The organism is Delftia acidovorans NBRC 14950, from assembly GCF_001598795.1.
GTDB lineage: Bacteria > Pseudomonadota > Gammaproteobacteria > Burkholderiales > Burkholderiaceae_C > Comamonas > Comamonas acidovorans.
In genome coordinates this window covers 115,167-140,497 of the sequence record NZ_BCZP01000009.1, presented here as the reverse complement: position 1 = coordinate 140,497, position 25,331 = coordinate 115,167, and the positions used below count along the sequence as shown (strand labels likewise).

Below are 25,331 nucleotides of genomic sequence, written 5' to 3'. Positions count from 1 at the left end.
GATTGGAGAACGACAGGTTCTCTATGAGAAAAAGTGCGCCTGATGTGAAATATCTTTTATTAGGAGAATTAAATATCCACTATTACGCTCATACTTAATATATTATATGAGATTGCATCGATTAACTATTAAATATAGGGGTTGCATATAAATTCAAATATTCAAAATATTTAGCGAACTTGTATTTCAAAAAATAAAGCTTCTTAACATTATTTAAACAAACCAAATATGTCCATGCAAAAAAAAGCCTGCATAGTATACACCAGTGATTTTGAGGAAGATTTACCAAAAATAGTTGAGCATCTCAGTGAAAATGGATTTGAGGTCTGCGTTTCAATTGCAGATCAAGATGCAGCAGAGGCGGCGCAAGCAGGGAATCTCAGCAAAGTGAATACCGAGATAAAAGAGTGCATTGAGAATGCAGAAGTTTGCATTTTTTTGATTCCTAAAAAATCCCCCGAAAGCTTAACGAGTGCAGCCAAACATGCAGGAGCACTAGGAACAAAGATTATTGCCGTTGTAGAAAGTACAAACTCCCTTCCCCAAATCTTCGACGAGATATCCACTGCAGTCGTGGGTGTCGGCAGCCCACAATTACCCAGAGCGCTTAACTGCGAGGAAGTATGGGAATCGCCCAAAGACTCAACTTCAGGACGTAAAATTCCCAGGATCAAATGCCAATGAAGAGCCGGCCAAGAATTTTTTCGTACAAGCTATCAAGGGACTACGGTTTTGCCCCCAACCCATTCCATGGAGTTTGCACACTTGCAACGTGTAAACCACAAATTAGAGAAGGTGCTCAGGTTGGAGATATTGTAGTCGGCTGCGGCAGCAAAGCCATCAATCTTCAAGAAAGAATGATCTTTGCCATGCGCGTAACTGAGAAGCTGAATTTTCAACAATACTGGGATGACCCCAGATTTTCGGCCAAAAAAGCGAGCTTTGATTCAAGCAAATCTGCTGCTTATGGCGACAATATCTATCATTTCTACGAAGGGCAATGGCTCCAAGAAGATTCTCACCACAGTTACGAAGGTGGTGTAGTAAATCAATTGAATTTCGATCGAGATCTTGGGTCTAAAAATGTTTTAATAAGTAATGACTTTATATACTGGGGTGACAATGCACCTATGATACCAATTCATCTTAGGCAATTCAATCAGGAAGATTTATATCCAAATGGTCGAAATTATAGGTCAAATTATTCAAATGCATTTATAGATGAAGTAGTTGACTGGTTCACAAAATTACCAGAAAGAGGAAATCGCGGCCGCCCTAAATGTTGGTAACTATCTTGCTAAATATGACAAAACCAGAATAGCAAATCTCGATTTTTATTCTAAAAAGCAGAGTCAAAAGCTATAATATAAACAGCAGATAGCCAGCACAGAAATATAGAAACTTTCTTGAAAGATATTCTTCTTTATGCTTAAGCTTTCACCTCAACCCGCCCCGCTATCGATTGCCGATTACAAGGCAAAGGCTTTCTCAACGAATCAGTTTCAACAGAATGATGACGGTTTCCGAAAAATCATATTTGGCTATTTTGGTGAGATTGGTGGGCTTCTCGCTGCCATCAAAAAGATTGGACGAGACAAGATAGCCTCTACAGAAGCAGAGTTAGCTGGAGAAGAACTGGGGGATGCACTTTGGTATCTAATAAATATCGCAATTTTTTTACAAATAGACATAGATCATGTCGGCGAACAATGCATCAAGACTTTGCGAAATAGAAACCATGAGTCCTTACAAGACGCGGTCAAACCCGTAACCTTTCGACATATAGATAGTCTACTTGAGATCCGCCGCACTCCTGAATCGCTTGATCGATCTCACCAACTAGGCATCCTTGCATATCACGCAGGATCTATGGCTAACAGGAGATTGACTGAATATCAAAGCATGGCCAATCTAAATTGCGCGGAGGATATAGGAAAACACCTATCAGAAATTGCCATATGCTGTGCCAGCTTCGATTTAAAATTAGAAGATGTAGCTCGAAGTAATCTTATAAAGATCCATAGCCGGTGGCCTGGCGAGCAAAAAACATATCCACTGCCGTTTGATGAAGGATTCGCTGAACACGAACGCTTTCCTGCAAAAATAGAAATAAACTTCATCGAACGAGGCACACGAGAGAACGGGCACGTCGTTCAAAGCCTTAATGAAGTTTTTATAGGTGACCGCCTAACTGACAATAGCAATGAGCCTGATGACTATCGTTTTCACGATGTTTTCCATCTCGCATATTTGGCATTTCTCGGATGGTCGCCAGTTCTTCGCGGACTATTAAAAAGAAAACGAAAGTCCGATCCTCGAATAGATGAGAATGAAGATGGAGCCCGTGCAGCGATTATTGAGGAAGGTATTGCTACTTGGATTTTTAATCATGCCAAAGAAAAAAACTTTTATACCGATGATCAGACTAGGGGTTTAGACTACGGCTTGCTCAAACAGATTAGCAGCATGGTAAAAGGCTACGAAGTAGAAAAATGTCAACTTTGGCAGTGGGAGCAAGCTATAATTGAAGGATTTAAGATTTTTCGCAAGCTACAGGAGCACCGCGGGGGCATTGTGACCGTGGACGTTCTACAGCATGCCATAACCTTCACAGCTCCTGACAGGGACTGTTCGCCATGACTCCTAACGACTTCGTGAACGCGCTATCCCAAGTGAAGCTGGATAACGTTTTTAATCCCTATTCGGACATCTGTGCTGTTAACGATCGCCCGGACGCAGCATCCGCTCGCCGTCGCAATCTACAAGGATATCTAAAAGCAGCGCTAACTATCGGTATAGATACTATTTGGATGGGTAGAGACCTTGGTTACCGCGGAGGCCGCCGCACTGGCATAGCACTAACGGATGAATTTCATTTACCTGAAATGACTCAGCGCTACCCAGGAACCAATTTTAAACGAGCTACGCTGGGCCCCGCTATCTCTGAACGAACTGCATCAGAAATTTGGTCCGTACTTCGCTCCCTAGCGCTACCACCACTTTTATGGAATGTTTTCCCATTTCATCCACACGAGCCGGATAATCCATTCTCTAATCGAAAATTTACAGTCCGAGAGCTTCTACTAGTTGAAGAGCTAAACGAAATATTGATTAGTTGGCTCAAGATTCGTCGCATAGTTGCAATCGGCCAAGATGCATCGCAATATGCAAGAAGATTTGGGCTAGAAGTTATCACCATTCGTCATCCAAGCTATGGGGGAATCAATGATTTTCGCAATGGAATGAGTGAGCTATATGGCATTCCCCCTCAAAATTTTGACAGAAAAAAAGATCAAGGTCTACTTTTCTAGCCAGACTTCTTTCCTAACACTAATTATTAGCACCATCCCACTATTGCACAGAGACACCAGCATTATTAATAATAATCAGTTTTCATGGCTGATTTTATAATCAAAATAGCTTGATAGTTTTTCTAAGGGAAAGCTCTTGAGCAGCAAAATTCAAAAATACAGGCAAAATCACTCTTGCCTGCATAGTGTTTTCACCAGATTTTCTAGTCATCCGCTATTATTCCCCCCGCACCACCCCGCGCTCACTAACTCCCCCCATCACCCCCTCAAGCGCCTCTTCCTGCGCCTGAATAAACGCAAGCAATTGCCCAGGAGTCACCGGCTCCAAGGCATGCCCTGGATAGGCGCCAATGATCAAACTGGAAATCAGCCCCAACTGATCCTGCACGCGCCGCAGGCAGTTGTACTCGGGCTCGGAAAGTTGAAAGTACAGCATGGCAACTCCTCAATGAGCACGCTTGGCGGCTGACGCAAAGGAATGCCCAAGTGCTCGAAGCACGGGACCACGCAAAGTATTGGGAGAGGGTTCGGGCATTGATACGCCCGCAAGGAAAGCAGCCATGAGGCCTCCTGTGAGTACGTCCAACTGCTTTCGGGAGTGTGGCGGGACCGCCTGTGAAGGTGTGTTCAGCACCTGGGCGAGATGATACAGCGCTCAGGCGCAGCTCCCGCATCCTTGTGTTGCCCGCCCGCCGCCGCTCAGCCCGGCAAGGCTCCGCGCTCAAAGCCCCCAGCGCTCTCGGAACGCAAAGAAGACCCCCACGCAAACACATAGCCAGACGCCCACCACCAGAGCGACTCCGGCACGGCTTCGGGGCTTGCGGCCTTGGGCCTGCATCCAGGCCTCGGCCTGCTGGCGGCTGTCGGCCAACACGGCCGGGGGAAGCAGCCGCACGGTGAGCCAGATCAGCGCGGGCAGCAGCAGGACGTCATCCACATAGCCCAGCACGGGGATAAAGTCGGGGATCAGGTCGATGGGGCTCAGGGCGTAGGCGACCACGAAGGCGCCCAAGGCCTTGGCATACCAGGGCGTCTGCGGGCTCTTGCAGGCAAACCACAGGGTGACGCCATCGCGCTTGATGCGTCGTGCCCAGGCCTTCAATCTTTCACTGGCTGTCATGGATATACGAGGTTGTGACCGGGCTGGATGATGGCGGCTTGCCGTTGCCGTTGGTGCTGCGCCGCCAGGCCCGCGCAGCACTCGATGATATGGACCGCCAGCCCGCTGCGCGCGGTTTCCTTGTACCTGGTCTTCACGACCGTATCGCCACGGCGCCGTGCCTGTGGCCGCAAAGGCCCGCAGCACGGCGGTGTCGGATGGCCTGCGTCCACTGGGGCAAATGGCTGTATTGACTGGCAAAGCCTTGTCACCGCCCTCTTCCTCATTCCAAGTCCATATCGACTGCACTCAAGGCGTGCATCTCATATATGCATCTAGGAATAATCTGAAAATAATCAGCCACAAGCCTTTCTGCTTGACTTCCAGATACCCAAGAAATCAAATAGCCGGACTCCCACAACGGAATTCCCAGGCCATTGATTGACATTGGCCTTGGGAATGATTGTGAACGCGTAATTCCCACACTCATACCTTGATCGGACCTGATTTGCCGCAGGCCTGATGGGAGGCCTGCGTTTGTGATTTTTCTGGCATTTGGCAAACCACCATTTCCTTATTCATTCCATTAACCATTCGCTTGCAGGCCATGGCAACATCCACAGATCTCACCCGCCCGTATATCAGCTATGAAAAGGCCTTCAACAGGCAGATCACCCGCGCCATGGACAGCCAGCAGGTGGACGTGGTGGTACTCACGCCGCAAGAGTTCCTAGGCGTCCTGCAAGACAGGTCGCGCAATGACCCGCGCCTGGAGGCCAGCCTGCGCGCCATCCTGGCCCAAAGCGCCCTGGGCCGGTACTGGACGCAGACGGCCAGCCCCAATGCCGGCAAACCCTGGACCATCCCCGCCTCCATGCTGGCCAATGACGCGTACCTGTTCACCAGAACGCTGATTGCATTGCGCCTTGCCGGTGCGCGCACCTATGTCAAGGCGACGCCCAAAGGCACCTATATCATCATCACGGGCCGAGCCGGGTTTCGCGGCAATCTGCTGCAGGGCACGCGCTTTCTCACCACCAATCCCCGCATGGTCCAGATGGGTCTGGGCATGCGCGGCCTTCAGGGCGTGGCCAGAGGGGGCTTCATCTTGAGCTTGGTTGTGGGTATCGGCGTGGAGACATTGGACTTCATCTTCAACGACGAGAAGACCATGCATGACCTGGTGGGAGGGATTGGAGTGGAGGCGGTCAAGGCTGGGTTGGCGACGATGGTGGGCCTTGGAGCAGGATTAGTGGTGGGCGTAGGTGCAGCAACTCTTGCCATCTTGCCGTTAGTCACAATGGCTGTCGCAGTGTTCTTGTCTGGGATAGCTTTGAATAGAATTGACGAGACTTGGGATATAAAGAAGAATGTGATTTTCGCATTAAAAATGCAAACAGACAGTACTCCCCATGGGATATATCGCATCAATCCCAATGCTGTGACTGAGAAAAAATTAAATGGCCAAAGTGAAAGAATAAAATACAATTATGCGTCTTCGGAACCAAATAATAGCTTGCTACTTCCTATCAACAGGAAAAATTGACGGATATAAAAATGAAAACAAACAACTTAACCGATATTAGAAAATCATTAATATATGGAATTCCATCAATTCTATTTGTTTTATTTTTTTCAATTTGGAATACAGAAAATTCATTTCTAAAAACAATCGCCGATTTAAAAAATTCAGCCCCCTCGGTAAGAATCACACCTGGTGATTTGGTCGGGGTATATTTCCCAATAATGGGAGCTACGATACTTGTATCAGTGATACAAAAAGCAATCCCCTGCAAAGCAGGAACTTTAAAAATCTCAGAACGCATTCTTGCGATCTCCGTAATCACAGGGGGAGGAATTATGCTCTTCTGTCTTCTTGTTGTTACACCTCTTCAGTACTACGCCATGCCCAGATTAGGATATACACGCTGCAATATATTAGAAGGCCATCCAAATATTTATTTTTCAGACTGGGTGAAAAACCCTGACTGGTGCGTACGCGGCAAAAGCAGGGAGTGGGTTAATGAGCAAGCCCGTCTAGGCGGTAGCACCAAGCTAAATCCATAAACAAAAAGTGCAGATCACAAGGCCTACATCTTTCTGACCTATCCGCGTAGTGTGGTTGCATGTGTGTCAGAACAACTCCTCGCTGGCTCCCCAGAAATCACTACGCTTCCGCGCAAACACTAGGCCCAGTCCTTAGCAGCGGTGGCGGCAGCGAATAGCGGTCGAATGAAGCGGGTACTGGACCCGAAACGCCCAGCCATGGCCTTAATGGCACCCCTACCGGGATAGATTTAAATAGAATCTATAAACACCGGGAAATAAAAAAATTATTTCCTAATAACCGACCATGCCTGATCAGTCGCAAAAATTTATGAGTCTTTAAATGGACAAAAGAAATTTAACCGAAATCAGAAAATCACTAATCTGGAATATTCCACTTTTTCTGCTGCTTCTAGCAATGTCAATTTGGAGTATTTTATATTCTCTATATCAAACCGTAGATGATTTAAATAAACTCGCTCCATCAGTAAGAATCACACCATTTGATCCAATTGCGTTGTGTGTGCCAATAATTTCAATCACAGGAATTATCATTGCAATACAAAAAGCAATCCCTTGCATGGAGGACGCCATAAAAATTCCAACGCGTATTTTTTTATCCGCCATAGCCGCAGGAGTTTTTATTATGTTTTTTTGTCTTTTTGCAATTACGCCTTATCAGTACTATGCTATGCCAAAAATGGGCTATACCCGCTGCAACGTTTTGAAAGACCACCCCACCATATATTTTACGGACTGGGTTAAGAATCCAGATTGGTGCGTGCGTGGCAAAAGCCGGGAATGGGTCAAAGAGCAAGCCCGTCTTGCCCAATGACCAGATGATTTTTCCCGGGTAGGTAAAGAGGGTCGAATGGCCTACCGGCCCAGGAACAGGCGGGTGGCGCGCAGGCCCAGGGGCGTCCAGTGCAGGCCCGGTGACATGGCCTGTACCAGCAACTCATGCTGGGCCGCTGGACCGAGCGTGGGGTAGCGCTGCTCGAAGAGCATCAGGTCGGTGTCCAGTTCCTGCGCGCTGCGGCCCCGGTCGGGTCACGCGCCACGGGATGTGCGCAGGCGCTCGACCACGCGAAAGCTCATGCGCCGCGCCGCATGGACGCCCCCGCCCGCGCGCTACCAGCGCGGCTACGGCTGGCTGTTCGGCCGCCATATCCTGCAGGCCGATGAGGGATGCGATTTTGATTTTCTGGAGACGGGCTTTGGGAGGGCTGTGCCGGAGCCGGATATTTTTTGAAGCATGCGAATCAATTATTTTTTCAGACTTCCCTATATGATGGAAAGATTTTTTGATCCACATTGCATCAGAATATTGAAACCATGAAAGCAATTGAAAAGCAATTCTCCCAATGGGTTGACGAAACACTGTCCGGCGATCTGCCAGAAGGAATCGCGGCATTCCACTTCAATCTGTATGACTCGCCCACATCGCACGAGCTCCAGATTGTGGGCTGCCCGACCTACGACCCGCAGGACCCGGACTGGGCGTGCGATGACATATTCATGTCCGACGATCCTCACTTCGAGTTGCCGCATGACGTCGTGGGAAGCGAGTGGGAGAAAGGGCTTGCTGCTGCCAGGAAGCTGCTTGGCTCCTACGTGGCCTCGGAAGCGGCAGGAGCCCTTCGGCTGCGCCAGTCGCAAGCGGTGAGCGCCGGTTTTGTGGATGGAGAACTCCACCTCATCTGGGCGCGAGATGCGTAATTGATGAATTCATCTCGCTGCCAATAGGTTTAATTCGAAAACTGGCGCCCAGGGCCTGCATGCAAGGAATTCTGTATATGTATCCGCTTTTGCTGACGGCGCAGTCCTACATTGCCGTTGGTCTTTGTCGTGAATAGTGGCTCTGTTCTCAACAAGGATTGACCCAAAGAAGCCAATGAAATAGCCATATTCGATTGAATATTTCTTGGTCACAATCATTTGTGCAGAAGTATTTTCGATAGCTATTTCCAATAGCGACTCGCCGTTTCCCAGTCCACGCGCACGCAATGCCCTCCTGCCCTCCCGGGGCAGCAGCTTCCGTTGCCTTGCGCCGCCGTGGACCTCAACCCAGAAGCAGAGGTGGCTGTGGACTTTCTCAGAAGCATCTTTCATCAGGCTCCGGAAATCGCGCTGTTCGCGGCCTTAGCGCTCGGTTACTGGGTGGGCAAGTTCAGGTTCGGGTCGTTCCAGCTGGGGGGCGTGGCGGGGTCGCTGCTGGCGGCGGTGCTGATCAGCCAGGTGGGGGTGACCATTGATTCGGGCATCAAGGCGGTGCTGTTCGCGCTGTTCATCTATGCCGTGGGTTTCGAGAGCGGGCCGCAGTTCTTCCGCTCGCTGGGGCGGCAGTCGGTCAAGGAGATCCTGATGGCCCTGGTGGTGGCCGTGTCGGGGCTGGTCACGGTGGTGGTGATCGCCCGGGTGTTCCATCTGGACAAGGGGCTGGCGGCGGGGCTGGCCGCTGGCGGGCTGACGCAGTCGGCCATCATCGGCACGGCGGGCTCGGCCATCGAGAAGCTGGGGCTGGCGCCCGACGAGGTGCAGCGCATGCAGGCCAATGTGGCCATCGGCTATGCGGTGACCTATATCTTCGGCTCCTTCGGCGCCATCATCATGTGCGTGAACGTGCTGCAGTGGCTGACGGGCCGCAAGATCCGCGAGGACGCGATCCAGGCCGAGCAGGAGCTGCTCAAGGGCGTGCGCGTGTACGGAACCGGCGAGTCACCGGCCGTGCCGGATCTGGTGGGCCGCATTTTCCGTGTGGGACAGGCGGGCCGCACCGTGGCGGAGCTGGAAGCCAGCGCCACCGCCAACGGCGGCACGGTGACGGTGGAGCGCATACAGCGCAGGAACGCGATGGTGGGCGTGGACGGCAGCCTGGCGCTGGAGGCCGGCGACATCATCTTGCTGGTGGGCCGGCGCGCGGCCGTGGTGGCGCTGGGCGCCTCGGTGGGCGAGGAGCTGCAGGGCGCCGAGGGCATGGACGTGGTGATGGTGCGGCGCGACGTGGCCATCTCCAACAACCAGTACCTGAACCGCAGCGTGAAGGACATCCTGGACAGCCTGTCGCAGGAGTTCAAGCACGGCGTGTACGCAGTGGCGCTGATGCGCGCGGGCACGCCGGTGCCGATTGCGCCGGCCACCATGGTGATGCCGGGCGATGTGGTGACGCTGTTCGGCACGCCGCAGGATGTGCAAAAGGCTGCGCAGTCGGTGGGCCCCATCATCGTGCCCAGCGACAAGACGGACTTTGTCTTCCACGGCCTGGGCATCACGGTGGGCCTGCTGATCGGGCTGTTGGTGCTGCGCCTGGGCTCCATTCCCATCACGCTGGGCAGCGGCGGCGGCGCCCTGCTGGCGGGCCTGCTGTTCGGCTGGTGGCGCAGCCGCAAGCACACCTTCGGCAACATGCCCACGGCAGCGTCCACGCTGCTGCGCGACCTGGGCCTGGCCGGCTTCGTGGCCATGGTGGGCCTGCAGTCGGGCCAGCAGGCCGTGACCACGGTGATGCAGCAGGGCCTGACGCTGTTCCTGCTGGGCGTGGTGGTGACCATCGTGCCGCTGCTGATCGCCATGCTGTTCGGCAAGTACGTGCTGCGCTATGACAACGTGGCCGTGTTCGCGGGCTCGCTGTCGGGGGCGCGCAGCGCCAATCCGGCGTTTGGCGAGATTCTGGACAAGGCCGGCAACTCGATTCCCACGGCACCGTTTGCGATCACCTATGCGCTGGCCAATGTGTTCCTCACATTGCTGGGGCCGCTGGTCATCGCCTTTGCCTGAACACCCCTGATCTATTCCCAAGGACCACCAAGGACCATCACAAGGAGCTGCGCAATGAGCAAGGATTATCGGAGTCTGGCGAATTTGAGCCCGTTCGAACTCAAGGACGAACTGATCAAGGTGGCCTCGGGCAAGGCCAACCGCCTCATGCTCAATGCGGGGCGTGGCAATCCCAACTTCCTGGCGACCACGCCGCGCCGGGCCTTCTTCCGGCTGGGGCTGTTCGCGGCGGCGGAGTCGGAGCTGTCGTACTCCTACATGACGGTGGGTGTGGGCGGGCTGGCCAAGCTCGACGGCATCGAGGGGCGCTTCGAGCGCTTCATCGCCGAGCACCGCGACCAGGAGGGGGTGAAGTTCCTGGGCAAGTCGCTGAGCTATGTGCGCGACCAGCTGGGGCTGGACCCCGCCGCCTTCCTGCATGAGATGGTGGACGGCATCCTGGGCTGCAACTACCCCGTGCCGCCGCGCATGCTCACCGTGAGCGAGCAGGTCGTGCGCCAGTACATCGTGCGCGAGATGGCAGGCGGCGCCGTGCCGCCCGAGTCGGTGGACCTGTTCGCCGTCGAGGGCGGCACGGCGGCCATGGCCTATATCTTCGAGAGCCTGCGCATCAGCGGCCTGCTCAAGGCTGGCGACAAGGTGGCCATCGGCATGCCGGTGTTCACGCCATATATCGAGATTCCCGAACTGGCCCAGTACGACCTCAAGGAAGTGCCCATCCACGCCGACCCCGACAACGGCTGGCAGTACTCCGACGCCGAGCTGGACAAGCTCAAGGACCCGGACGTCAAGATCTTCTTCTGCGTGAACCCCAGCAACCCGCCGTCCGTGAAGATGGACCAGCGCAGCCTGGACCGCGTGCGCGCCATCGTGGCCGAGCAGCGGCCCGACCTGCTGATCCTCACCGACGATGTCTACGGCACCTTTGCCGATGAATTCCAGTCCCTGTTCTCGGTCTGCCCCCAGAACACGCTGCTGGTGTATTCGTTCTCCAAGTATTTCGGGGCCACGGGCTGGCGCCTGGGGGTGATCGCGGCGCACAAGGACAACGTGTTCGACCATGCGCTGGCGCAGTTGCCCGAGTCCGCCAAGAAGGCGCTGGACCACCGCTACCGCTCGCTGCTGCCAGACGTGCGCTCGCTCAAGTTCATCGACCGCCTGGTGGCCGACAGCCGCGTGGTGGCGCTGAACCACACGGCCGGCCTGTCCACGCCGCAACAGGTGCAGATGGTGCTGTTCTCGCTGTTCGCGCTCATGGATGAAGCCGACGCCTACAAGCAGGCGCTCAAGCAGCTGATCCGCCGCCGCGAGGCCACGCTGTACCGCGAGTTGGGCATGCCCCCGCTGGAAAATCCCAACTCGGTCAACTACTACACGCTGATCGACCTGCAGAACGTGACCTGCCGGCTCTATGGCGAGGCCTTCTCGCAATGGGCTGTGCAGCAGTCGTCCACGGGCGACATGCTGTTCCGCGTGGCCGACGAGACCGGCATCGTGCTGCTGCCGGGCCGTGGCTTCGGGTCCGACCGCCCCTCGGGCCGCGCCTCGCTGGCCAACCTCAACGAGTACGAGTACGCCGCCATAGGCCGCGCCCTGCGCCGGCTGGCCGACGAGCTGTACGAGCAGTACAAGGCGCTGGGCAAGGAGTAGGCCCTGCGCCAGGGCCCGCACGGCTCATCGCAGCTGGCGGGCCTTGACCACCAGCAGCGCCCCGGCCATCAGGCCTACGCCGGCCAGTTGCACGGCGCCCAGCGCGCGCCCGTAGACCACCCAGTCCAGCACGATGGCCGTCAGCGGATAGACGTACTGCAGCACGGCGATGCGGCCCAGCGTGAGGCGCGCCATGCCCGCAAAAAGGATGGCATAGGCCAGGCCGGTGTGCAGCACGCCCAGCCCTGCCAGCCACGCCCAGGACGACGGCGCCTGCGGCCAGCCATGAACCAGCGGCACCCACAGCAGCAGCACGGTGCCGACCGCGCACTGCCACCAGGCCAGCGCAAACGGCGTGACCACTTTCTCGGTCTTGGCCAGGATGGTCACGGCCGCATAGCACAGCGAGCCGGCCAAGCACATGAGCAGTCCGGACACATGGTCCGGCCCCCAGGCCGCCGCATCGCCACCCAGCAGCCCCGTGGTCAACACCAGTCCTAGCAACGCCGCCAGCACGGCCGCCACCTGCCGTGGTGCCACGGCCTCGCGCAGCACCAGGGTGCCGAACAGCATGATCCACACCGGCTGGATGTGGAACACGATGGTGGCTACGCCCATGGAGGTGCGCGGTATGGCGGCAAAGAACAGCGCCCAGTTCAGCACCATGAGGAGGCCCGTGGCCACCACCACCGCCCAGCTTCTGCCGCGCACGCGCAGCTCCCGCACGCGGCCCGTGGCCAGGCCCCAGGCCAGCAGCGCCAGCGCGCCGAAGACGCAGCGAAACAGCACGGTGACCAACGGGTGCTGGCGGGCCTCTTCCACAAATACGCCCACGGTGCCCAGCAGCACGCCGCCCGCGATCATCAGCCACTGGCCGCGTGTCTCCTGCGCTGTGGGAGCGGCTTGTGCGGGCGTGGCGGAGGCTACGGATGCGGCCTGTAAGGAATGGGTTCTGTCTTGCATGGCCGCGATCGTCTCGTGGCAGGAAATTCTCGTAAAGCAAATAGTTTGCAGGTTTAGTATTCGATATTCGAATCAATGGAGCGTGCCGTGAACCACCCCGACCTGCAGATCGACTGGCTGCGTGCCCTGGTGGCCGTGGTGGATGCGGGCTCGCTCTCGGCTGCCGCGCCGCTGCTGCACCGATCACAGGCCGCCGTGAGCATGCAGATCAAGAAGCTGGAGACCGCCCTGGGCCAACCCGTGTTGCTGCGCGGCCCGCGCCATCTGCAGCTCACGCCCGCAGGCGCCGAGCTGCTGGGCTATGCGCGGCGCATGCTGGAGCTGCAGGCCCAGGCGCAGGCGGCCCTGTTCGGCCCCGACCTGTCCGGGCGCGTGCGGCTGGGCGTGCCGGACGACTACGCATCCACCTATCTGACGCCCGTACTGCGCAGCTTTGCAGGCCGCTACCAGGGCGTGGAGATCGAGCTGACCTGCGAGCAGTCCACTGCACTCATCCCGCAGGTGGTGCGCGGCACGCTGGACCTGGCCCTGGTCTCGCGCGACAGGCCCCAGCGTGGGCGCCTGCTGTTCCACGAGCCCCTGGTCTGGGTGGGCGCGCCGCAGCACGAGGTGTGGAGGAAGAATCCCCTGCCGATTGCCGTCTACGAGGCCGCCAGCCTGGCCCGCACGGCCGCGCTGTCCAGCCTTGCGGCCCAGCGGCGCGCGCACCGCGTGGTCTATCACAGCTCCAGCCTTGCCGGCCAGTTGGCCGCCGTGGAAAGCGGCCTGGCCGTGGCCGTGTTCACGCGCTGCAGCGTGCCCCCGCACCTGCAGGTGCTGCAGAACCTGCCGGCCGGCTTCGAGCTGCCGCCGCTGGTGTCCATGGAAGTGTCGGCCCTGCGCAGCAAGGCCTCGCAGGGCTCGGCGGCCGTGGATGCCATGTACGGGCAGTTGATTGCGACGCTGGGCCAAGCGCAGAGCAAGTCTGGAGTTGCCTGAGAAATCCGCAGCGGCTTCTGCTCGCCCACTCAGTCATCAAAATCCCACAGCTCATGCAGATCCAGCCGCAGGCGGCTGTCGCCCTCCAGCGCCTCGCTGCGGGCCAGGCGTTCGGCCAGCAGCGCTTCGGCCAGGGTGCGGCGCACGGCCAGCAGTTCGGTCAGGCCCGACTCACCGGCGCGGTAGGCGCGCAGTGCGCGGTCGGCGGCGCCCTGCTGCAGCGTGGCGGCGCGGGCCTGGGCCTGGGCGGCGGCGCGCTTGCCGGCCAGCAGGCTCCAGAGAACGTCGAACTCCGCGCCCAGGCGGCGCTCGGCCGCCAGGCGGCGGGACAGCGCGGCGTCGGCATCGGCCAGGGCCTGGTCGGCCTGGGCCTGGCGGTGCACCGAGCCCAGGGGCACGGACAGGCTGACGCCCGCAATGCGCTCGCTGCCGCCCCGCTCGCTGGTGGCGAACACGCCCACGGTGGGGTCGGGCCGGCGTTCCAGGTCGGCACGGCGGGCCTGGCGCAGTGCCAGGGTTTCCTCGGCCTGGGCCAGCAGGTACTCGTGGCTGTGCTCTATGTAGCGCAGGCGCAGCTGGGCCGGTGGCTGCTGCGGCAGCGGTGGCAGATCCAGCAGCGGTGGCGCAGCCTCCCCCTCCTTCGCCCGGGCAGCCTCCAGGCACGGAAAGCGCGCCTGCAGGTCCGCCTGGGCCGCCTGGTGCGCGGCCTGGGCCGTTGCCAGCGCGGCCTGCATGCGCGCGTGCTCGGCTGCGGCCAGTTCAGCGTCCAGCCTGGCCGCATCGCCTGCGCGCAGCCGGCGTTCGGTGACGCGGGCCAGTTCGGCGGCAGCGTCGGCATTGTCCCGGGCGGTCTGCTGCGCCTGGCCTGCGCGCTGTGCGGCAAACCACAGCGCCAGCAACTGGCGTGCGGCTTCGTGCCGCACATCCTGGGCCGCCACGCGCGATGCGGCCTGGGCCGCTTCGGCAAGCTGCGCATCGGACTCGGCCTTGCCACCCAGGCGCAGGGGGCGCTCGATGGCGATCTGCCCTTCGGTAAAGCGCTGGCCCGAGCCGTCGTGCACCCAGCGGCGCTGGCCGCTGGCACGCACCACGGTTTCATGCGGGCCGGCGCGCAGGGCCTGGGCGCGCGCCGCAGCGCCGCGTTGCGCGGCATCGGCCGCCTGCACGGCAGGAGAGCGGGCCACGGCCTCGCGCACGGCGGCCTCGGGCGGCAGATGGCTTTGGGCCTGGGCCTGGACAGCGCAGGCACACAGCAAGGCAGCGGCCCAGGCATGCAGCAGGGGTTTCATGGGCATGTTCCTGAAAGAGAGTCCGGCAAGGCCTTGCGCCCTGCAGTGGGGAGAGGTGGTGGTGGTGTGGGTGGTGCTCATGACCGGGCCTCCCGCTCACGCCGCGGCAGGCCGAAGCGCTCGAACAGCAAGGGCAGCAGAAGCAGGGTCAGCGCCGTAGAACTGACCAGCCCGCCCGCCACCACGATGGCCAGCGGCCGCTGGATCTCCGAGCCCGGCCCGCTGGCCAGCAGCAGCGGCACCATGCCCAGCGCGGTGATGCAGGCCGTCATCAGCACGGGCCGCAGCCGGTCGCGCACGCCGTGCCGCACCACCTGGGACAGGGGCTGGCCCGCAGCCAGCAGGTTGTTGAAGTGAGAGACCAGGACCACGCCGTTGAGCACCGCAATGCCCAGCAGCGCGATGAAGCCCACGGAGGCAGGCACCGACAGGTACTCGCCCGCAGCACTCAGCGCGGCCATGCCGCCCACCAGCGCGAACGGGATGTTGGCAATGACCAGCAGCGCCTGTCTGGGCGAGCGGAAGGTCAGCACCAGCAGCACGAAGATGGCGCTCAGCGCCAGCGGTACCACCAGCGCCAGCCGTGCGGCGGCGCGCTGCTGGTTCTCGAACTGGCCGCCCCAGACGATGCGCATGTCCTTGAGGCCGGCATCACCGGCGACGGCCGCCTGGGCATCTCGCACAAAGCTGGCCAGGTCGCGCCCTTCGACGTTGACCTGCACCACGGCGAAGCGTGCGCCGTTTTCGTGGTCCACGCGCACGGGGCCGTCGCGGGCCGCCAGCGTGGCCAGGGAGGTCAATGGCCAGTTGCTGCCGTCCGCCGCCGTCACCAGCAGCCCGGCCAGGCCTTCGGGCGACTGGCGCAGCGCCGCCCCGCCGCGCAGGATGAGCGGCGTGCGCGCCACGCCTTCGGGCACGATGCCAATGCGCTCGCCTTCCACCAGGGCGCGCAGTTGCGCCTGCAGGCCATCGCCGCTGAGCCCGGACTGGCCCAGCGCCGCGCGGTTGAGCGCCACCTGCAGGTATTGCACGCCGCTGTTGCTGGGCGCGATGACTTCGGAGGCCCCGGCCACCGCGCGCATGCGCGCGGCCACGGCCTGGGCGGCAGTGTCCAGCCGCGCCAGGTCGGGATCGAAGATCTTGATGGCCACGTCGCCGCGCGTGCCGGTCAGCATTTCGGAGACGCGCATTTCTATGGGCTGGGTGAAGCCGTAGATGAGCCCCGGAAAGCCCTGCATGACGTGGCGTATGGCCTCGGCGATGTCTTCCTTGCTGCCGCGCCACTCGTCGCGCGGACGCAGCACCAGAAAGGTATCGGTCTCGTTCAGGCCCATGGGGTCCAGGCCCAGATCGTCCGAGCCCGTGCGCGCGACGATGGAGCGGATCTCGGGCACCTGCTCCAGCAGCGCGCGCTGCACGCGCCCGTCCATGTCCAGCGAAGCGGCCAGCGAGATGGAGGGCGTCTTTTGCAGCTGCACGATCATGTCGCCCTCATCCATGGTGGGCATGAAGGTCTTGCCCACGGACAGGTAGAGCACGGCCGCCCCGGCCAGCGATGCCCCGGCAATGCCGAAGACCGCAGGCCGGTGGGCCAGGCTCCAGCGCTGCATCCGCTCAAAGCCCCGGGCCACGCGCCGCATCAGCCAGGGTTCATCGCCGCCATGCGAGCGCAGCAGCAGCGAGGCCAGCGCAGGCACCACGGTGAAGGCGATGAGTACCGAGGCCCCCAGCGCCAGCACGATGGTCAGCGCCACGGGCGCGAACAGCTTGCCCTCCAGCCCCTGCAGCGTGAGCAGCGGCAGGAACACGATGGCGATGATGGACACGCCGGCCAGCATGGGCACGGAGACCGCCGAGACCGCCTGGCGGATCAGCAGGAAGGTGGCCAGCATGGACAGCGGCAGCGTGGCCGCCACCACCAGGGCCGCACGCAGCCCGCCCAGGAACAGGTAGAGCGTGACCAGCACCAGCACGCTGGCCTCGACCAGGGCGCGCACCACGGTGCCCGCCGCGCGCGAGACCAGGTCGCCCCGGTTGTAGAAGACCTGGGTGCTCATGCCCTTGGGCAGCCGGGGAGCCAGTTCGTCCAGCCGCGCCTGCACGGCGTCCACCAGACTGCGCGCATCCACCCCGCGCAGTCCCAGCACCAGGCCCTGCACGGCTTCGCCACGCCCGTCGCGGCTGACGGCGCCGTTGCGCGTGGCTTCGCCCAGGCGCACGGTGGCCACATCGCCCACGGTGGCGGCAACGAGCCCCTCATGGGCGGGCGCCACGACAATGGCGCGCAGGTCGTCCAGCCCGCGCACGCCGCCTTCCACGCGCACCACCCAGTGCTCTTCCCCTCGGTCCAGCCGGCCTGCGCCGTCGTTGCGGTTGTTGGCCTCCAGCGCCTGGCGCAGCTGGTCCAGCGTCACGCCGCGCGCCCGCAGCCGGGCGGGGTCGGGGATCACCTCGTAGCCGCGCACCATGCCGCCCAGGGCATTCACGTCGGCCACGCCGGCCACGGTGCGCAGCGCAGGGCGAATCACCCAGTCCAGCACATGGCGGCGCTCGGCCAGAGACCATTGCTCACCGTCGATGGTGAACATGAACATCTCGCCCAGCGGCGTGGTGATGGGGGCAAGCCCGCCTTCGGCCGTGGCGGGGAGGTCGCGCTGCAGGCCGGCCAGCCGCTCGGACACTTGCTGGCGCGCCCAGTACACGTCCGTGCCTTCGCTGAAATCCACCGTCACGTCGCTGATGCCGTACTTGGACACCGAGCGCACCATGGTCTTGTGCGGCAGGCCCAGCAGTTCCTGCTCGACAGGCGTGGAGACACGCTGCTCCACCTCCTCGGGCGTCATGCCGGGCACCTTCAGGATCACCTTGACCTGGGTGGGCGAGATGTCGGGGAAGGCATCGATGGGCAGGTGCACATAGGCCCAGGCACCGGCCAGGGCCAGCGCGCAGGCGGCCATCAGCACCAGCGCGCGCTGGCGCAGCGAAAAATCGATGAGACGCGCCAGCATCACTCACCCCCGCCCAGCAGGCCCTTGAGCGCGGCAATGCCCGTCACGGCAATGCGCGCCTTGGGCGGCAGCGTGCCGCGCACCACGGCCGTGGCCTCGTCGCTGGCCTCCACGGACAGCGGCATGAAGCGCGCGCCCTGCCCGGTGGCGACAAAGACGCCGGTGCGGTTGTTCCAATGCGCCAGCGCCGCAGCGGGCACGCGCAGGCGTGCACCGCCAGAGCCACCGGCAGATCCGCCGGAAGGCCCGGCGTCCGCACCGGCCAGGGCCAGCGACGCGGTCACGCTTTCGCCCACGCGCAGGTCGCCAGCGCGTTCCAGCGCAACGCGCACCCGCATGCCGGCCGATCCATCACCGACCGGGGCCATGCCAGCCACCTTGCCCTGCGCACCGCGCGCCGCCACCTGAACGCGGTCGCCCACGCCGGGCAGCGGCACCTCGCGGCCCAGCAGCAGGTCCAGTTCCAGCGCCTTGGGGTCGGCCACGCGCAGCAGCGGCGCCGAGGCCTCCACGCGCGCGCCCGGCACCGCCAGCACCTCGGTCACCAGGCCTGCGCGGGGCGCCACCAGGTGCACCTCGTTGCCCACGAACTGCAGGCCGCTGGCGGCCAGTTCGGCGCGCCGCGCCTGGGCCATGGCCGCGGCCTCGGCGGCGCGGGCCTGGGTGGCCTGCCAGCGGCTGGCGGCGATGATGCCGTCCTCATGCAGCGCCTGGTCGCGCGCCAGGGCCTGGCGTGCCAGGCGCGACTGGGACTCGGCCTCCAGCAGCGCGCGCCGCGCCTCATACAGCTGCGGACTGGTGAACACCGCCACCGGCTGGCCGGTGCGCACCGTCTGGCCCAGGGCCACGAGCACGCGCGGCACCGCGCCTGCATAGGGGGCGGCCACCACGGCCTGGGCATCGGGCCGCAGCACGACGCGCGCGTGGGCCGAGACCTCGATGCGCTGTGCCGCCTGAATGGGTTCGAAACGCACGCCCAGCGCCTGTGCCTGTTCGGCGGACAAGGCAACGGATGTGGGCGTGGATGCAGATCCGGATGTGGGTGCGGACGGGGGATTGGACGGGCTTGCGGGTGCGGCCTGGGCCTGGGCGGCCATGCCGACGGCTGGCAGCGCAAGTGCGCCGGCCAGCAGCCATGGGGAAAACATCATTCCTGACTCCGGGAAAAAAGACGAACGCCGTCCACGCGCAGGCGGTTCGCGGCGCGCGGGCGAAGAAGGACTGAGGCGGGCCTGTGGACCAGGCCGGGGAGGTCAGGAAGCCAGGGGCGGTGCCTGGGCGGGAGAAGGCCGTATCACGCGCCCGCGCCAGCGCGGACTCAGGCGCATGGGCTGCAGCGGCAGGGCGGGCCGGGGCGCAATGCAGCGCATGCGCGCGGCACGCAGGCCCAGGGTGAGCAAGACCAGGCCGACCACGGCCAGCAAAGGCATGGGCAGCAGGTCCAGCGGCTGTATGGCGTCCTGCACATCGACCTCGAAAGGCTCGACATGGTCTTCATCCACATCGGTGAAGGAGCCGTGGACCACGAACAGGTGGAAATGCGAGTCGGCCACCCGCGACGGCGCCGCGTGGATGTGCAAGCCGGCCTGGTTCGGAGTGCCGAAATGGCTGTGCAGCAGCGGTATCAGCAGCTGCGCCACCATGATGAGCAGCAGCAAGGCGCTCCGCATGGATAGGCTCCGGATGGCATGCAACATGGCCGGGGATTGTAGTGCCGGTGCCTGCGCAATCGGTTCAATCCCGCAGTTCGGCAAGGGCACCATGCACCTGTCACACGCGTGCGCCCGCCCCCGGCCAGCCCACCGCAGCCCGCCGCCGGTTCAAGCTGGCATGACGTATTTCATTGTATTCTTTCAGATATAACGATGCCATACACGGAGCACAGGCCCGCGCTGGAGAACCGACTTGACGCAAAAATACATCCCCCATCTGCTGGCCCTGGACCGCGAGCGTGACTGGGCGCGCGCAGCGCAGGCCTGCGGCATCTCCGACAACGCGCTGGCCCAGGCCATACGCTCGGCCGAGGCGGAGTTCGGCCACGCGCTGGTGCGCGCGGGCCGGCCCTTCCAGGGGTTCACGCTGGAGGGTGAACAGGTGCTGGCCTGGGCCCGGCAGTTCGCCCAGGCGGTGGATGCACTCAAGCACTGCTTTGCCGACACGCGCAAGCGGGCGGGCCTGGCGCCCCTGCTGGCGCGGCGCTCCGTCTCGCCCAGGCGGCTGGCCATGCCGGGTCCGGACAATGGCGACATGGAGCTGATGATCGAGGCGGCGCTATGCGCTCCGGACCACGGTGCCTTGCACCCCTGGCGGGTTCTGGAGTTTCCCGCCCACCAGCGCGAGGCCTTGGCCAGCCTGTTCGAGCAGGAAAAACTGCGCCGTGACCCGCTGGCCCCGGCCGACGATATCCGCCGTGCGCGCGAGCATGCAACGCGCGCTCCGGCGCTGATCGCCTTCATCATCTCGCCCCGGCCGCGCTCGCGGGTGCCGGTGCGTGAGCAATGGCTGGCTGCGGGCGCGGCCCTGGGCAACTTCCTCAATGCCACCCACCATTTGGGCTTTGGTGCCATCGCGCTCAGTGGCGAGCGCTGTTTTGACCCGGCCCTGCATTCAGCGCTGGGTTTGCGCGAGGGCGAGCACCTGGCCGGCTTCATCAGCCTGGGCACCATCACCAGCCAGCCGTCCCCGCGTGCAACGGTGGCGCCCTCTTCCATGCGCACGGCATGGCAGGCGGAGCAGGCAGCAGCGGTCACGTCACAGGCCCTTCTCCAGCCCGACGGCAACCACGACAGCCACGGCAGCGATCTTTGAAGCCGCAGCCGGCGCGTGCAGGGTGGCGCACTGACTGCGCGGGGCGGTTAGAGTTGCGGGGCTGCTGCGCCCTCTTTTCCATCACGGAACAAGCTTTCATGATCATCCGGCCCCGCCCCCACTGGCTGCGCATGCTCTTCGTGCTGCGCGGCTCGGTGCTGCCCGACATCCTGCCCCAGCTGATGGCCGCCACCTTGTTCGCCGTGCTGGTCACGGCGCTGCACGGCCAGTTGTTCGCCTGGAAGGTGCCGCTGAACTTCGTGCCGTTCTCGCTGATCGGGCTGACGCTGGCCATCTTCCTGGGCTTTCGCAACAGCACCAGCTATGCGCGCTATTGGGAGGCGCGCACGCTGTGGGGCACCCTGCTCAACGAGACGCGCTCCCTGGTGCGCCAGGCCCGGACCTTGACCGATGCACCGCAGCACGCCCCGGCCCTGGCCATGGTGCTGGCAGCCTTCGTGCACGCGCTGCGCCACCAGTTGCGCGGCACCGATGCCGGTGCCGACATGCGCCGCCTGCTGCCCGCCGCCGACTGCGAGCGCCTGGCCACGGCGCGCTTCAAGCCTGCCGTGCTGCTGCTCATGGCCGGCGAATGGCTGCAGGCGCGCCGCCACGACGGCAGCCTGCAGCCGGTGCTGGTGCCCGCCATGGAGGCGCCCCTGTGCAAGCTGGGCGAGGCACTGGGCGGCTGCGAGCGCATTGCGGGCACGCCCATCCCCTTCACCTACGCGGTGATCATCCACCGCACCATCTACCTGTACTGCCTTCTGCTGCCCTTCGGCCTGGTGGATTCCATCGGCTTCATGACGCCGGTGATCGTGGCCTTCATCGCCTACACCTTCTTCGCGCTGGAGGCACTGGGCGCCGAGCTGGAGGAGCCCTTCGGCACGGCACCCAACGACCTGGCGCTGGACGCCATGTCGCAGATGATCGAGGCCACGCTGCGCGAGCTGACCGGCGAGGTGCTGCCTCCTGCGCCGCAGCACAAGGATGTGCTGTTCCTGACCTGACCCTGCCTGCCGGCCCGGAAAGCGCCAGCGGCACAATCTGCCCACCCGCATCACAGAAAAAGGACAAGCGCCATGACGGAGACAAGCAAGGTCAAGGGACCGGCCTCGTATTTCCCTTCCATCGAGAAGACCTACGGCCAGCCGATTGCGCACTGGATGGATCTGCTGCAACAGCAGGACACCCGCAAGCACATGGAACTGGTGGGCTGGCTCAAGGCCCAGCACCAGATGGGGCACGGCCATGCGAATGCGCTGGTGGCCGTGTTCCTGGCACAGGCCTGACCTGCAGCCAGCAACCCTCAGCCGATGGCCGTGCCGAAAGCCTGGCGCACGGCGGCACCTGCTTCGTCAAACAGGCGGCGTGATGCCGGCGCCAGCCCCAGCATGTGCATGCAGGCGTGCACCATGCCGGGCAGGCGCACGGCCTGCACCGCCACACCGGCCTGCGCCAGCCGCTGCGCATAGGCTTCGGCCTCGTCGCGCAGCGGGTCGTATTCGCAGCTGATCACTGTGGCTTGGGGCAGGCCTGCCAGGTGTTCCGCGCGCAGCGGAGAGACAAGTTCGTGCCGCCCCGGTGCCGCATCGCCCAGGTACGCGCCATAGCAGTACTCCATGGCCGCACGCGTGAGGTAGTGGCCCTCGCCGAACTGCTGGAACGACTGCGAATCCATGGCCGCGTCCAGTGCCGGGTACAGCAGCAGCTGGTGGGCGATGGCCGGTGCGCCCGCCGCTCCCCAGCCTTCTTGCTGCCGCGCCAGCAGGCAGGCGGCGGCCGCGAGGTTGCCGCCCGCGCTGTCTCCGGCCACGCCGATGCGCCTGCGATCCAGGCCCAGCGCATCGGCCTGCTCAAAGGTCCAGGCAATGGCATCGCAGAAGTCATGCAACGGCACGGGAAAGCGGTGCTCGGGCGCCAGCCGGTAGTCCACCGAGACCACGACGGCGCCTGTTGCCGCGGCCAATGCGCGGCAGGGGTTGTCGTAGACCTCCAGCGAACCCAGGCACCAGCCGCCGCCGTGGGCGAAGACCAGGGCGGGCTGGAGCGTGGGTGTGTCCGAGGCCAGCGGCCGGTAGATGCGCACGCGCAGCGGCGCACCGTCGCGCGCGGGCAGCGTGAAGTCTTCGGTGCGGGCCATGGCCTCGGCCGGGCCGTGCAGGGCGCGCAGCCCGGCGTCGGTGGCCTCGCGCAGCGCCGCCAGCGTGGGCGGGGCCACGGCCTGGGTCGCCTGCGCCAGCTCGGCGAGATAGCGCGCAATGTCAGCGTCCAGGCCCATGGTCACAGCGTCCTTTGCAGGAAGGGCAGCAGCTCGGCGATGAAGGGCTCGGCAGCCTCCTCCATGATGAAGTGGCCGCAGCCCGGCACGATCACGCCCGACAGGTCATCGGCATGGCCGCGCAGCGTGGCCAGCGGCGCATCGGCCGTGGCGTGCTCGGCGCCAATGGCCAGCACGGGCATGGCCAGCGGGCGCAGCGCACGCTCGCGGTTCTGGCGAATGGTTTCGGGAATGGCGCGGTAGTAGGCAAAGCCGCCGCGCAGGCCACCGGGCGCCGCATAGGCATCGACATAGACGTCGACGGCCACGCGGTCGCGCCGCAGCGACCAGCGGTTGAACATGAACTCCAGGTAGGCACGCTCGCGCCCCGCGATCAGGGTCTCGGGCAGGTCGGCCAGCTGGTTGAACATGAAGTGCCACAGGAAGATGTTCTGCTCTGGCGGCGCAAAGATGCTGGGCTCGGGCGCCAGGCCGGGGATCACGGCCTCGGTCAGCGCCAGGGACTGCACGGCCTGCGGCTGGTCGCTGGCCAGCGCATAGGCCACCCACATGCCCACATCGTGGCCGGCGACCTGGTAGCGCTCATGGCCCAGCGCCAGCATGGTGCGGTGCAGGGTCAGCGCGATGGAGCCCGTGTCGTAGCCGGTGTCGGGCCGGTCGGAAAAGCCCGTGCCCGGTGGATCGACGGCAATGGCCTGGAAGCCCTGCGCCGCCAGTGCCTGCATGACATGGCGCCAGGCATACCAGGTCTGGGGCCAGCCCGGGATCAGCAGCACGGGCGCGCCCTGCCCGGCCGTAATGCAGTGGATGCGGCGGCCGTCGATGCGCACGTAGTCGTGCGAGAACTCGCAGGCCTGGTCTTCCTGCTTGCGCAGGGCGTTCGATGTGAAAGCGTTCATTGTTGGATTCTTTTTGAGGTTCTTTGGCTGCGGGCGTGCTCAGGCGATGCCGAGCATGGCGTTGATCTGGCGCTGGTCCACGGGGGCGCCGGCGAAGTCGTCAAAGATCTTGTCGGTCACGCGGATGATGTGGCGGTTGATGAAGTCCACGCCTTCGCGCGCACCGTCTTCCTGGTCCTTGAGGCAGCACTCCCATTCCAGCGAGGCCCAGCCCTGGTAGTCGTACTGGGCGAACTTGGAGAAGATGGCCTTGAAGTCCACCTGCCCGTCGCCCAGCGAACGGAAGCGCCCTGCCCGCTCCAGCCACGAGGAATAGCCGCCGTAGATGCCCTGGCGCCCGCTGGGCAGGAACTCCGCATCCTTCACATGGAACATGCGGATGTGCTCGCGGAAGATGTCGATGTAGTCGAGGTAGTTGAGCTGCTGCAGCACGAAGTGGCTGGGATCGAAAAGGATCTTGCAGCGCGCGTGCTGGCCCACCAGCTCATGGAAGCGCTCGAAGCTGGTGCCGTCATGCAGGTCTTCGCTGGGGTGGATTTCGTAGCACAGGTTCACGCCCTGCTCGTCGCAGGCGTCGAGGATGGGGCGCCAGCGGCGCGCCAGCTCCTCGAAGGCGGCTTCGATCAGGCCGGCCGGGCGCTGCGGAAACGGGAACAGATAGGGCCAGGCGAACGAGCCCGAGAACGTGCCCATGTCGCTCAACCCCATGCGGCGCGATGCGACGGCCGACAGCTTGAGCTGCTCCAGCGCCCAGGCCGTGCGTGCGGCCGGATTGCCGCGCAGCGCCTCGGGCGCAAAGCTGTCGCACATGGCGTCATAGGCCGGGTGCACGGCCACGAGCTGGCCAAAGATGTGCGTGGTCAGCTCGCTGGCCACCAGGCCGTGCGAGGCCAGCATGCCGTTGACATCATCGCAATAGGTCTGGCTGCTGGCGGCCGTGGCCACGTCGAACAGGCGCTGGTCCCAGGCGGGAATCTGCAGGCCCTTGAAGCCTACGCCGGCCGCCCAGCGTGCGATGTCTTCCAGGGAATTGAACGGTGCCTTGTTGTCGGCGAACTGCGCCAGATGAAGGCTGGGGCCCTTGATGGTCTGCATGTGATTTCCTTGCGTTGAGCTATTGTTTGTTGATCGACAAAGAATAGTATCACGCCAATGCGGCTGCTTTTGCGAAGCCGATGCAAGACAGCATCACGGCGCCGCTAAGATGCCGCCCTGACTGTTG

The 25,331-nt window shown here is 62.3% G+C and carries 26 protein-coding genes; 15 read left to right on the top strand and 11 right to left on the bottom strand.

Going from position 1 to position 25,331, the window contains the following annotated elements; translation table 11 throughout:
• Nucleotides 1-234: 234 nt before the first annotated feature.
• From DA1_RS30410 to DA1_RS29685, 4 genes are all read left to right on the top strand, one after another.
• Complete coding sequence (locus DA1_RS30410; RefSeq protein ID WP_155294273.1) at nucleotides 235-684, top strand: hypothetical protein; 450 nt, start codon at nucleotides 235-237, stop codon at nucleotides 682-684.
• Nucleotides 681-1,289 carry an Nmad2 family putative nucleotide modification protein gene (locus tag DA1_RS30405; protein WP_218017177.1) on the top strand — a complete coding sequence of 203 codons (609 nt, stop codon included), beginning with the start codon at nucleotides 681-683 and terminating at the stop codon, nucleotides 1,287-1,289. Before DA1_RS30410 ends, DA1_RS30405 begins: the two co-directional genes overlap by 4 nt.
• Nucleotides 1,290-1,425: 136 nt before the next feature.
• The gene (locus tag DA1_RS29690) at nucleotides 1,426-2,640 is read left to right on the top strand and encodes a nucleoside triphosphate pyrophosphohydrolase family protein (RefSeq protein WP_080736898.1); all 1,215 of its coding nucleotides are present in this window, start codon (nucleotides 1,426-1,428) and stop codon (nucleotides 2,638-2,640) included.
• Nucleotides 2,637-3,311: a uracil-DNA glycosylase gene (locus DA1_RS29685; protein ID WP_080736899.1), complete on the top strand. Its 675-nt coding sequence runs from the start codon at nucleotides 2,637-2,639 to the stop codon at nucleotides 3,309-3,311. The genes DA1_RS29690 and DA1_RS29685 overlap by 4 nt, the downstream gene beginning before the upstream one ends.
• 217 nt (nucleotides 3,312-3,528) lie before the next feature.
• Here the strand turns inward: DA1_RS29685 and DA1_RS13960 are convergent, their stop codons facing one another.
• Nucleotides 3,529-3,747 carry a hypothetical protein gene (locus DA1_RS13960; protein WP_034393975.1) on the bottom strand — a complete coding sequence of 73 codons (219 nt, stop codon included), beginning with the start codon at nucleotides 3,745-3,747 and terminating at the stop codon, nucleotides 3,529-3,531.
• Between the two features lie 285 nt (nucleotides 3,748-4,032).
• The gene (locus tag DA1_RS13955; protein ID WP_034393978.1) at nucleotides 4,033-4,431 is read right to left on the bottom strand and encodes a YkvA family protein; all 399 of its coding nucleotides are present in this window, start codon (nucleotides 4,429-4,431) and stop codon (nucleotides 4,033-4,035) included.
• Nucleotides 4,432-5,017: 586 nt separating this feature from the next.
• Here DA1_RS13955 and DA1_RS13950 point away from each other — a divergent pair.
• From DA1_RS13950 to DA1_RS31325, 3 genes are all read left to right on the top strand, one after another.
• Nucleotides 5,018-5,956 (top strand): hypothetical protein, encoded by a 939-nt coding sequence (locus DA1_RS13950; protein WP_034398602.1) that lies wholly within the window; start codon nucleotides 5,018-5,020, stop codon nucleotides 5,954-5,956.
• An 11-nt stretch (nucleotides 5,957-5,967) separates the two neighbouring features.
• A complete protein-coding gene (locus DA1_RS31330) occupies nucleotides 5,968-6,477 on the top strand; it encodes a hypothetical protein (protein WP_230355379.1) in 510 nt (169 codons plus the stop codon).
• 322 nt (nucleotides 6,478-6,799) lie between these two features.
• Nucleotides 6,800-7,291: a hypothetical protein gene (locus tag DA1_RS31325; protein ID WP_080736901.1), complete on the top strand. Its 492-nt coding sequence runs from the start codon at nucleotides 6,800-6,802 to the stop codon at nucleotides 7,289-7,291.
• Nucleotides 7,292-7,332: 41 nt separating this feature from the next.
• On the opposite strand, the gene DA1_RS31320 is transcribed toward DA1_RS31325, so the two are convergent.
• On the bottom strand, nucleotides 7,333-7,464 hold the full coding sequence (locus DA1_RS31320; protein WP_255288116.1) for a hypothetical protein: 132 nt from the start codon (nucleotides 7,462-7,464) through the stop codon (nucleotides 7,333-7,335).
• Between the two features lie 88 nt (nucleotides 7,465-7,552).
• Between DA1_RS31320 and DA1_RS30400 the strand changes: the two genes are divergently transcribed.
• The 4 genes from DA1_RS30400 to DA1_RS13935 all read left to right on the top strand — a co-directional run bounded on the left by DA1_RS30400 (nucleotide 7,553) and on the right by DA1_RS13935 (nucleotide 11,883).
• Entirely contained in the window at nucleotides 7,553-7,708 is a 156-nt protein-coding gene (locus tag DA1_RS30400) for a hypothetical protein (RefSeq protein WP_155294275.1), read from the top strand.
• Nucleotides 7,709-7,791: 83 nt separating this feature from the next.
• Nucleotides 7,792-8,175: a hypothetical protein gene (locus DA1_RS13945; RefSeq protein ID WP_034393980.1), complete on the top strand. Its 384-nt coding sequence runs from the start codon at nucleotides 7,792-7,794 to the stop codon at nucleotides 8,173-8,175.
• A 366-nt stretch (nucleotides 8,176-8,541) separates the two neighbouring features.
• A complete protein-coding gene (gene aspT, locus DA1_RS13940) occupies nucleotides 8,542-10,233 on the top strand; it encodes an aspartate-alanine antiporter (protein ID WP_034398603.1) in 1,692 nt (563 codons plus the stop codon).
• 54 nt (nucleotides 10,234-10,287) lie between these two features.
• Nucleotides 10,288-11,883 carry a bifunctional aspartate transaminase/aspartate 4-decarboxylase gene (locus DA1_RS13935; protein WP_012205739.1) on the top strand — a complete coding sequence of 532 codons (1,596 nt, stop codon included), beginning with the start codon at nucleotides 10,288-10,290 and terminating at the stop codon, nucleotides 11,881-11,883.
• 24 nt (nucleotides 11,884-11,907) lie between these two features.
• Here DA1_RS13935 and DA1_RS13930 read toward each other — a convergent pair whose 3' ends face one another.
• Nucleotides 11,908-12,846, bottom strand: a complete 939-nt coding sequence (locus DA1_RS13930) for a DMT family transporter (RefSeq protein WP_034393982.1) — start codon at nucleotides 12,844-12,846, stop codon at nucleotides 11,908-11,910.
• A gap of 75 nt (nucleotides 12,847-12,921) precedes the next feature.
• Here DA1_RS13930 and DA1_RS13925 point away from each other — a divergent pair, with 75 nt between their 5' ends.
• Nucleotides 12,922-13,824: a LysR family transcriptional regulator gene (locus DA1_RS13925; RefSeq protein WP_012205741.1), complete on the top strand. Its 903-nt coding sequence runs from the start codon at nucleotides 12,922-12,924 to the stop codon at nucleotides 13,822-13,824.
• Nucleotides 13,825-13,853: 29 nt separating this feature from the next.
• Here DA1_RS13925 and DA1_RS13920 read toward each other — a convergent pair whose 3' ends face one another.
• The 4 genes from DA1_RS13920 to DA1_RS13905 form a co-directional block, all read right to left on the bottom strand.
• Nucleotides 13,854-15,113: a TolC family protein gene (locus tag DA1_RS13920; protein ID WP_062794126.1), complete on the bottom strand. Its 1,260-nt coding sequence runs from the start codon at nucleotides 15,111-15,113 to the stop codon at nucleotides 13,854-13,856.
• 77 nt (nucleotides 15,114-15,190) lie between these two features.
• Nucleotides 15,191-18,121, bottom strand: coding sequence for an efflux RND transporter permease subunit (locus DA1_RS13915; RefSeq protein ID WP_034393984.1), 2,931 nt, complete (start codon nucleotides 18,119-18,121; stop codon nucleotides 15,191-15,193).
• Nucleotides 18,121-19,272 (bottom strand): efflux RND transporter periplasmic adaptor subunit, encoded by a 1,152-nt coding sequence (locus tag DA1_RS13910; protein ID WP_034393987.1) that lies wholly within the window; start codon nucleotides 19,270-19,272, stop codon nucleotides 18,121-18,123. The genes DA1_RS13915 and DA1_RS13910 overlap by 1 nt, the downstream gene beginning before the upstream one ends.
• A gap of 102 nt (nucleotides 19,273-19,374) precedes the next feature.
• Nucleotides 19,375-19,791 carry a hypothetical protein gene (locus tag DA1_RS13905; RefSeq protein WP_051940825.1) on the bottom strand — a complete coding sequence of 139 codons (417 nt, stop codon included), beginning with the start codon at nucleotides 19,789-19,791 and terminating at the stop codon, nucleotides 19,375-19,377.
• A gap of 235 nt (nucleotides 19,792-20,026) precedes the next feature.
• Here DA1_RS13905 and DA1_RS29665 point away from each other — a divergent pair, with 235 nt between their 5' ends.
• The 3 genes from DA1_RS29665 (at nucleotide 20,027) to DA1_RS13890 (ending at nucleotide 22,221) form a co-directional block, all read left to right on the top strand.
• A complete protein-coding gene (locus tag DA1_RS29665; RefSeq protein ID WP_080736903.1) occupies nucleotides 20,027-20,929 on the top strand; it encodes a nitroreductase in 903 nt (300 codons plus the stop codon).
• 98 nt (nucleotides 20,930-21,027) lie between these two features.
• Nucleotides 21,028-21,939: a bestrophin family protein gene (locus tag DA1_RS13895; RefSeq protein WP_034393993.1), complete on the top strand. Its 912-nt coding sequence runs from the start codon at nucleotides 21,028-21,030 to the stop codon at nucleotides 21,937-21,939.
• A 72-nt stretch (nucleotides 21,940-22,011) separates the two neighbouring features.
• A complete protein-coding gene (locus tag DA1_RS13890; protein WP_013802290.1) occupies nucleotides 22,012-22,221 on the top strand; it encodes a DUF4287 domain-containing protein in 210 nt (69 codons plus the stop codon).
• 17 nt (nucleotides 22,222-22,238) lie between these two features.
• Here the strand turns inward: DA1_RS13890 and DA1_RS13885 are convergent, their stop codons facing one another.
• Genes DA1_RS13885 through DA1_RS13875 form a run of 3 tightly spaced genes read right to left on the bottom strand, consistent with a single transcriptional unit; the run spans nucleotide 22,239 to nucleotide 25,204 of the window.
• Entirely contained in the window at nucleotides 22,239-23,210 is a 972-nt protein-coding gene (locus DA1_RS13885; protein WP_034393995.1) for an alpha/beta hydrolase, read from the bottom strand.
• Between the two features lie 2 nt (nucleotides 23,211-23,212).
• Nucleotides 23,213-24,109: an alpha/beta fold hydrolase gene (locus DA1_RS13880; RefSeq protein ID WP_012205750.1), complete on the bottom strand. Its 897-nt coding sequence runs from the start codon at nucleotides 24,107-24,109 to the stop codon at nucleotides 23,213-23,215.
• A gap of 39 nt (nucleotides 24,110-24,148) precedes the next feature.
• The gene (locus DA1_RS13875) at nucleotides 24,149-25,204 is read right to left on the bottom strand and encodes a sugar phosphate isomerase/epimerase family protein (protein ID WP_034393998.1); all 1,056 of its coding nucleotides are present in this window, start codon (nucleotides 25,202-25,204) and stop codon (nucleotides 24,149-24,151) included.
• Nucleotides 25,205-25,331: the final 127 nt, after the last annotated feature.

Coding starts and splice junctions, on each gene's coding strand:
- DA1_RS13960 (WP_034393975.1), bottom strand. CDS start 3,747: ATGCTGTACTTTCAACTTTCCGAGCCCGAGTACAACTGCCTGCGGCGC.
- DA1_RS31325 (WP_080736901.1), top strand. CDS start 6,800: ATGGACAAAAGAAATTTAACCGAAATCAGAAAATCACTAATCTGGAAT.
- DA1_RS13950 (WP_034398602.1), top strand. CDS start 5,018: ATGGCAACATCCACAGATCTCACCCGCCCGTATATCAGCTATGAAAAG.
- DA1_RS29690 (WP_080736898.1), top strand. CDS start 1,426: ATGCTTAAGCTTTCACCTCAACCCGCCCCGCTATCGATTGCCGATTAC.
- DA1_RS30410 (WP_155294273.1), top strand. CDS start 235: ATGCAAAAAAAAGCCTGCATAGTATACACCAGTGATTTTGAGGAAGAT.
- DA1_RS31320 (WP_255288116.1), bottom strand. CDS start 7,464: ATGCTCTTCGAGCAGCGCTACCCCACGCTCGGTCCAGCGGCCCAGCAT.
- DA1_RS13885 (WP_034393995.1), bottom strand. CDS start 23,210: ATGGGCCTGGACGCTGACATTGCGCGCTATCTCGCCGAGCTGGCGCAG.
- DA1_RS13875 (WP_034393998.1), bottom strand. CDS start 25,204: ATGCAGACCATCAAGGGCCCCAGCCTTCATCTGGCGCAGTTCGCCGAC.
- DA1_RS13955 (WP_034393978.1), bottom strand. CDS start 4,431: ATGACAGCCAGTGAAAGATTGAAGGCCTGGGCACGACGCATCAAGCGC.
- DA1_RS13945 (WP_034393980.1), top strand. CDS start 7,792: ATGAAAGCAATTGAAAAGCAATTCTCCCAATGGGTTGACGAAACACTG.
- DA1_RS30400 (WP_155294275.1), top strand. CDS start 7,553: ATGCGCCGCGCCGCATGGACGCCCCCGCCCGCGCGCTACCAGCGCGGC.
- DA1_RS13895 (WP_034393993.1), top strand. CDS start 21,028: ATGATCATCCGGCCCCGCCCCCACTGGCTGCGCATGCTCTTCGTGCTG.
- DA1_RS13890 (WP_013802290.1), top strand. CDS start 22,012: ATGACGGAGACAAGCAAGGTCAAGGGACCGGCCTCGTATTTCCCTTCC.
- DA1_RS13905 (WP_051940825.1), bottom strand. CDS start 19,791: ATGCGGAGCGCCTTGCTGCTGCTCATCATGGTGGCGCAGCTGCTGATA.
- DA1_RS13880 (WP_012205750.1), bottom strand. CDS start 24,109: ATGAACGCTTTCACATCGAACGCCCTGCGCAAGCAGGAAGACCAGGCC.
- DA1_RS31330 (WP_230355379.1), top strand. CDS start 5,968: ATGAAAACAAACAACTTAACCGATATTAGAAAATCATTAATATATGGA.
- DA1_RS13925 (WP_012205741.1), top strand. CDS start 12,922: ATGGAGCGTGCCGTGAACCACCCCGACCTGCAGATCGACTGGCTGCGT.
- DA1_RS13915 (WP_034393984.1), bottom strand. CDS start 18,121: ATGCTGGCGCGTCTCATCGATTTTTCGCTGCGCCAGCGCGCGCTGGTG.
- DA1_RS13930 (WP_034393982.1), bottom strand. CDS start 12,846: ATGCAAGACAGAACCCATTCCTTACAGGCCGCATCCGTAGCCTCCGCC.
- DA1_RS29685 (WP_080736899.1), top strand. CDS start 2,637: ATGACTCCTAACGACTTCGTGAACGCGCTATCCCAAGTGAAGCTGGAT.
- DA1_RS13910 (WP_034393987.1), bottom strand. CDS start 19,272: ATGATGTTTTCCCCATGGCTGCTGGCCGGCGCACTTGCGCTGCCAGCC.
- DA1_RS13920 (WP_062794126.1), bottom strand. CDS start 15,113: ATGAAACCCCTGCTGCATGCCTGGGCCGCTGCCTTGCTGTGTGCCTGC.
- DA1_RS13935 (WP_012205739.1), top strand. CDS start 10,288: ATGAGCAAGGATTATCGGAGTCTGGCGAATTTGAGCCCGTTCGAACTC.
- DA1_RS30405 (WP_218017177.1), top strand. CDS start 681: ATGAAGAGCCGGCCAAGAATTTTTTCGTACAAGCTATCAAGGGACTAC.